The organism is Corynebacterium sp. HMSC11D10 (assembly GCF_001806995.1).
Classification (GTDB): Bacteria; Actinomycetota; Actinomycetes; order Mycobacteriales; family Mycobacteriaceae; genus Corynebacterium; species Corynebacterium coyleae.
In genome coordinates, this window is record NZ_KV787031.1 from 1 (window position 1) to 6,008 (window position 6,008).

At 60.4% G+C, this 6,008-nt stretch carries 5 protein-coding genes, 4 tRNA genes and 1 pseudogene; 8 read left to right on the forward strand and 2 right to left on the reverse strand.

What is annotated here, in order from left to right; translation table 11 throughout:
• The first annotated feature begins 148 nt into the window (after positions 1 to 148).
• The 6 genes and pseudogenes from zupT to HMPREF3120_RS03140 all read left to right on the forward strand — a co-directional run bounded on the left by zupT (position 149) and on the right by HMPREF3120_RS03140 (position 1,877).
• A pseudogene (gene zupT, locus HMPREF3120_RS03115) lies at positions 149 to 954 on the forward strand (zinc transporter ZupT).
• 58 nt (positions 955 to 1,012) lie between these two features.
• Positions 1,013 to 1,085 (forward strand) — tRNA-Glu (locus HMPREF3120_RS03120).
• Between the two features lies 1 nt (position 1,086).
• Positions 1,087 to 1,163 (forward strand) — tRNA-Asp (locus HMPREF3120_RS03125).
• 190 nt (positions 1,164 to 1,353) lie between these two features.
• Positions 1,354 to 1,427: transfer RNA gene (locus HMPREF3120_RS03130), tRNA-Asp, on the forward strand.
• 17 nt (positions 1,428 to 1,444) lie between these two features.
• Positions 1,445 to 1,517 (forward strand) — tRNA-Phe (locus tag HMPREF3120_RS03135).
• A 60-nt stretch (positions 1,518 to 1,577) separates the two neighbouring features.
• Positions 1,578 to 1,877 (forward strand): GNAT family N-acetyltransferase, encoded by a 300-nt coding sequence (locus HMPREF3120_RS03140; protein WP_070423045.1) that lies wholly within the window; start codon positions 1,578 to 1,580, stop codon positions 1,875 to 1,877.
• Here HMPREF3120_RS03140 and epsC read toward each other — a convergent pair.
• Together epsC and cysK are read right to left on the reverse strand one after the other, a co-directional pair.
• Positions 1,874 to 2,464, reverse strand: coding sequence for a serine O-acetyltransferase EpsC (gene epsC, locus HMPREF3120_RS03145; RefSeq protein WP_070450755.1), 591 nt, complete (start codon positions 2,462 to 2,464; stop codon positions 1,874 to 1,876). The two genes, HMPREF3120_RS03140 and epsC, sit on opposite strands and share 4 nt — an antisense overlap.
• Before the next feature lie 110 nt (positions 2,465 to 2,574).
• Entirely contained in the window at positions 2,575 to 3,510 is a 936-nt protein-coding gene (cysK, locus tag HMPREF3120_RS03150; protein ID WP_070450757.1) for a cysteine synthase A, read from the reverse strand.
• A gap of 280 nt (positions 3,511 to 3,790) precedes the next feature.
• On the opposite strand from cysK, the gene ramA reads away from it, so the two are divergent.
• Positions 3,791 to 4,636: an acetate metabolism transcriptional regulator RamA gene (gene ramA / locus HMPREF3120_RS03155; protein WP_070423049.1), complete on the forward strand. Its 846-nt coding sequence runs from the start codon at positions 3,791 to 3,793 to the stop codon at positions 4,634 to 4,636.
• A 47-nt stretch (positions 4,637 to 4,683) separates the two neighbouring features.
• Complete coding sequence (murA, locus tag HMPREF3120_RS03160) at positions 4,684 to 5,940, forward strand: UDP-N-acetylglucosamine 1-carboxyvinyltransferase (protein ID WP_070450759.1); 1,257 nt, start codon at positions 4,684 to 4,686, stop codon at positions 5,938 to 5,940.
• Positions 5,941 to 6,008 lie beyond the last annotated feature (68 nt).

Below are 6,008 nucleotides of genomic sequence, written 5' to 3' on the forward strand. Positions count from 1 at the left end.
CCCTGTCAAATATGTCGTGACTTCAGACACCACAGGGCCCACCGTGAGCCCCGGCTAACGCCGGGGCTTTTCGCGTTCTTGGGCCCCCTTCTGTGCCGGGTTGATGGGTTTGCGAGTGCCACAAGGTGGAACCAGCTAACCTGCGCGTATGGATATCAGTACCGCTACGCCCACGGCCGTCGGCATCGCCTTGGGGATCTCGTTGTTGGCCGGGCTATCCACTGGCTTCGGCGGGCTGATCGTCGCCCTGAAACGTGCTCCAGGCGCGGGTTTTCTCGCTGGGGCGCTTGGGTTCTCGGCCGGTGTGATGGTCTACATCTCGTTTGTCGAGCTGCTGCCTCAAGGAATCGAGGGGCTCGCTGAAGCAGGCAGCCCCCGTGCGGAACTCTGGGGCACCGTCGCCTTCTTCGCGGGAATCGGGCTGATCGCGCTTATCGACCGCCTCGTGCCCGAAGAGATCAACCCCCACGAAGAACCCTCGGAAAGTGGGGTCAGTAAAGCACAGTTACGCAACGTGGGCGTCCTCAGTGCCGTTGCCATCGCCATCCACAACTTCCCGGAAGGGTTTGCCACGTTTGCCGTAGCGCTCGCGGATCCGGCCCTTGCTATCCCTCTCGCGGTGGCGATTGCGATCCACAACATCCCGGAAGGCACGCGGTCGCGGTTCCTCTGCGGGAGGCCACTGGATCCCGCCGCAAAGCCGCCTGGTGGGCCACCCTGTCGGGCCTAGCGGAGCCGTTGGGTGCCATCGTGGGGTATTTGCTTCTCCAGCCGTTCCTGGGGCCACAGTCGCTCGGTATCACGTTCGCTGCAATCGCCGGCATCATGGTCTTCGTCAGCCTGGACAAACTGCTGCCCACAGCCATCCAAACCGGCAAACACCACACCGCGATTTACGGGATGATTGTCGGCATGATTGTGATGGCATTCAGTCTGCTCATTTTGCCGGGCTAGCAGGCTATTTGGAGGAAATGGCGTACCTAGCTTATGATGAGCGGGCTGTCTTTTCAGCGCCCCCATCGTCTAGAGGCCTAGGACTCCGCCCTTTCACGGCGGCAACACGGGTTCGAATCCCGTTGGGGGTACGGCCCTGTGGCGCAGTTGGTTAGCGCGCCGCCCTGTCACGGCGGAGGTCGCGGGTTCAAGTCCCGTCAGGGTCGCCATAACGCCCCGAGGTTTTCCTCGGGGCGTTTTGCTTTGCGACGATGCCGTGCACGCAATCGTCGCAAAGCAACGCCCTGAAATAGTGATTGAGCAGGCGATTTGTCTGCCATGGTGAGGTCTGTGTAATGTATCGACTCGTGCAAGCGACAGTGTGAACACACTGAAGTGAGTGCGAAATAACAACATATTGGCCCTGTGGCGCAGTTGGTTAGCGCGCCGCCCTGTCACGGCGGAGGTCGCGGGTTCAAGTCCCGTCAGGGTCGCAGAACCGTAAGGTTCTGGCCAGATAGCTCAGTTGGTAGAGCACACGCCTGAAAAGTGTGGGGTCGCCAGTTCGATCCTGGCTCTGGCCACATCAGAAACGCCTCTTTCGCAATAATGCGGAAGGGGCGTTTCGCGCTATAGTCGGGCCCATGTCTGCAACACCTGAAAGCACTGTGCGCAAGAACGAGGCAGAAGGCCAGTACGAAATCCTCGTCGGCGACGAGGTCGCGGGCTACGCCACCTACACTGACCAAGACGGTGTCCGGGACCTGCCACACACCGTGGTGGATCCGAAGTTCCGCGGACAAGGCCTGTCCAAGCCTCTGATGAAATACGCGCTCGACGACGCCCGCGCCGACGGCATGCTGGTTACCCCCACCTGCCCGGCGGTTGAGCGCTACATCGAAAGCAACCCCGAATACGCCGACCTCGTCGCGGCCGAAGACTAAATGATGTAGTCGCCCTTGTTGACGTAGCAGTCCGGGTCCACCAAACGCGCCCGCTCATCCGTCTTCCGGGGGCGAATCTTCGCCGGAATCCCCACGGCAATCGAATGGGGCGGCACATCCTTCGTCACAACCGCATTCGCGCCGACAGCGGAACCCTCACCGATAACCACGGGGCCGAGCACCTTCGCGCCAGCGCCAATAGTGACGTTGTCGCACACCGTCGGGTGACGCTTCGTTTGCGTAAGCACCTGACCACCCAACGTCACGCCGTGGTAGAGCATGACGTTGTCACCGATCTCCGCGGTCTCCCCAATCACGATCCCCATACCGTGATCGATGAAAAACTTGCGCCCAATCGTCGCGCCCGGGTGAATCTCAATACCGGTAAGGAAACGATTGGCCTGCGCCAAAATACGTGCCGCGCCCTTCCAGCCGCGCTTCCACATGACGTGGCAGAAACGGTGCATCCAAATGGCATGCAACCCGGAATAGACAACAGCGTTCTCAACATCGCCTCGCGCCGCAGGATCATGATCGCGGGCGTTGGCTAGATCTTCGCGGATGGTCGACACCACAGATTTGGCCATAGAAAGCATGGCGTGCAGTGTATCAACCTGTTCATTTGGGCCGACAATAAAAATTCCCCTCCCTGCCAGCGATGGTGTGGTGGCGGGGAGGGGAGTCGTCGATAAGCAGATTAGTCGCGAATGTCCTCGTAGAGGATCGTGGAGACATAGCGCTCGCCGAAGTCCGGGATGATCACAACGATGGTCTTGCCCGCGTTCTCTTCACGAGCAGCCAGCTCGAGAGCGGCCTTCACGTTCGCGCCGGCAGAGATGCCGCCGAGGATCGCATCCTTGACAGCCAGTTCGCGAGAAGTAGACACGGCATCCTCGTTGCTGACAGCGATGATCTCGTCGACAACCGTGCGGTCCAGCGTGCCCGGTACAAAGTTTGCGCCGAGGCCCTGGATCTTGTGCGGGCCAGCCTCGCCCTTGGACAGCAGCGGGGAAGCAGCCGGCTCAACCGCGACGGCCTTCACATCAGCCTTCTGCTCCTTGAGGTACTTGCCAGCGCCCGAAATCGTGCCACCGGTACCAACACCAGCGACGATGAAGTCAACCTCGCCGTCAGTGTCGTTCCAGATCTCCGGACCGGTGGTGGCGTAGTGGATCTTCGGGTTTGCTTCGTTCTCAAACTGACGGGCCAGGATAGCGCCCTCGTTCTTCTCGACGAGCTCGTTCGCCTTCTCCACAGCACCCTTCATGCCAGCGGCACCCGGGGTAAGCACGATCTCCGCGCCGTACGCGCGCAGCAGCACGCGACGCTCGGTGGACATCGTCTCCGGCATGGTCAGGATGACCTTGTAGCCCTTCGCTGCACCCGCGAGAGCGAGTGCGATACCGGTGTTGCCGGAGGTTGCCTCGACGATGGTGCCGCCAGGATTGAGCTCGCCGGAGGCCTCGGCAGCCTCGACGATTGCCTTGCCGATGCGGTCCTTGACCGAGTTCGCAGGGTTGTAAAACTCGAGCTTCGCAAGAACTCGAGCCTTCGAGTTCTCGGTGATGCCCTGCAGCTCCACGAGCGGGGTGCCGCCGATGAGGTCGAGGACGTTCTTTGCAATCTTCGCCATGATGCTCCTTTAAACACGTTGATTGTTGGAGTTGCTGCCAGACAGCATACACGCCACGCTAGACAGGACGGTATAGATCTACTGAACCGATAGGTACGGGGGAGGGTTTGAAATTGCGACTTGCCCGATTGGGCTCGACTTTCCTGTGGCTCCATATCGGCGGGGCTAAATTTTGCTACCCCCGTTCGCGCGTTATGATGGTGAAGATTTTCGGCCAAGTTCAACTCCGGGTGAGCCCAAACGGGTGACCCCGGTTCGTGGAAGGCAAACAGGTATGACGATGGACGCGCAGCGCATCAAAGACGACGACGATGCGATCCGTGCGGCACTCACCGCTTTGAAAACCACAACGGGCATCCCCGTTGCCATGTACGGAACCCTCATTGCGGAAAATCGACTGCAGATCACCCAGTGGATCGGACTGCGAACCCCTGCGCTGCAGAACCTCACCCTCGATGCCGGCACCGGTGTCGGTGGTCGTGTGGTGAACACTCGCCGCGCCGCGGGTGTTTCCGACTACACACGTGCAAACACGATTTCCCACGAGTACGACAAGCAGATCCAGGACGAAGGACTGCACTCGATCGTGGCTGTGCCCGTCATTGTTAACCGTGAGGTACGTGGCGTCCTCTACGTCGGTGTTCACTCGCCGGTTCGCCTCGGCGAAAAGGTCATTGAGGAAGTCACGATGACTGCGCGTTGCCTCGAGCAAGAACTGGCAGTCAATGCAGCCCTGCGCTCAGGCGACGGGGCTGGCGACCGTGCAGGCGCCAAGGGCGGCCGTCAGATGAGCGGTGCCGAATGGGAGCAGGTGCGCTCCACCCACTCGAAGCTGCGCATGTTGACCAACCGTGTCGACGACGAAGACCTGCGCAAGGAACTTGAGCAGCTTTGCGAGCAGCTGGTTTCCCCAGTGCGCGTGAAGCAGACCACGAAGCTCTCCGCCCGCGAGCTTGACGTGCTGTCCTGTGTGGCGCTGGGTCACACCAACGTTGAAGCGGCCGAAGAGATGGGGATCGGTGCTGAGACGGTGAAGTCCTACCTGCGAAGCGTGATGCGCAAGCTTGGTGCTCACACCCGCTATGAAGCGGTGAACGCGGCACGCCGTATTGGCGCGCTTCCCTAACCCTTGACGTTCTGGAGCGCCCCGCAGAGTTCGGTACTGTTGTGGACGTGAAAGAACGTTTTTTGGTCACAGGTGGAACGCGACTCGAAGGCCTAGTGCACGTCGGGGGTGCGAAAAACAGTGTCCTCAAACTTATGGCAGCAGCGCTGCTGACCGAGGGCACGACGACACTTCGCAACTGCCCTGAGATTCTCGACGTCCCGCTCATGGGCGACGTCCTCGTCGGCCTTGGTTGTGAAGTGGAGATTGAAGGCGATGTCGTACGCATCACAACACCCGCTGAACTGTCCCCACATGCCGACTTTGACGCGGTCCGACAGTTCCGCGCTTCTGTGGCGGTGCTGGGGCCTCTCGTCGCAAGGTGTACTGAGGCGTGCGTTGCGCTCCCAGGGGGCGACGCCATCGGTTCGCGCCCTCTGGACATGCATCAATCAGGGTTGGAAAAGCTCGGTGCGACGACCCATATCGAACACGGCGCGGTTGTTGCACGTGCTGAGAAGCTCCGCGGTGCCGCAATCGAGCTCGACTTCCCGTCGGTCGGCGCTACCGAAAACATTGTCACGGCAGCAGTGCTTGCGGAAGGTCGTACGACCCTGGATAACGCCGCCCGTGAACCCGAGATCGTCGATCTTTGCGACATGCTCAACGCAATGGGCGCGAATATCACTGGCGCCGGCACATCCTGTATCACCGTCGACGGTGTGGAGAAACTACACCCCACTGAACGGACGGTGATCGGCGATCGCATCGTCGCTGGCACGTGGGCATATGCCGCGGCCATGACGCAGGGTGATGTCACCGTTACCGGCGTCGCGCCTGGTCACCTGCACCTCGCATTGGCGAAGTTGAAGCTCTCGGGTGCCGAGGTGGAGACCTACGACAACGGCTTCCGCGTGCAAATGCGTCAACGCCCGAAAGCCGTCGACTATCAGACGCTGCCGTTCCCGGGCTTCCCAACTGACCTCCAGCCGATGGCGATCGCCCTGTCTGCAGTGGCAGACGGCGTTTCCGTCATTACTGAGAATGTCTTCGAAGCACGCTTCCGCTTTGTCGACGAAATGATGCGCCTTGGTGCCGACGCCAACGTCGACGGCCATCACGTAATGATCCGAGGCGTGGAAAGCCTGTCATCAACCGACGTGTGGTCTTCGGACATCCGTGCAGGTGCCGGTCTAGTTTTGGCTGGTCTTGTGGCAGACGGCGTCACCACAGTTCACGATGTGCACCACATCGACCGCGGCTACCCGGAGTTTGTTGAGAACCTCAACAGGCTTGGGGGTCATGTAGAACGTGTTAACGACTAGGCATTTACCCGCAGTAACCTGCGGGTTTGTGTTTATGTTTGGGTGTGTGTAACTTAATCCCAGTCAGC